This is a genomic window from Pseudomonas sp. PME37.24/025 (assembly GCF_055556615.1).
The window spans coordinates 1-246 of sequence record NZ_JBVHNK010000423.1 but is presented as its reverse complement, the minus strand read 5'-3'; the positions used below and the strand labels follow the sequence as shown (position 1 = coordinate 246).

1 pseudogene is annotated in these 246 nt (G+C 72.8%); it reads right to left on the bottom strand.

From position 1 onward, the window contains the following. Positions 1-246: pseudogene (locus tag ACZ3HH_RS30920) on the bottom strand (hypothetical protein); the annotation flags it as partial.

The following is a 246-nucleotide window of genomic DNA, read 5'->3' as shown; positions in this document are numbered from 1 at the left end:
CCGGAGACGTCGGTGCCGCTGGCGACGGCGCCGGTGAACTCGACCGGTCCGCGGGCGATTCCGGTGTCGATGATCGCGATCTTCTGGCCCGCACCGCGCGTCGTCTTCCACGCCTCACGGATGCCGTACTGGTCGAGCCAGTACTCCGCGGCTCGGGTGGGGTCGGTCGACTGCTGCGGAGTCGGAGTCGCCGCCGCGCCCGTCAGCAGCACCGCGCCCAGGACGACGGATGCCACGGCCGCGACG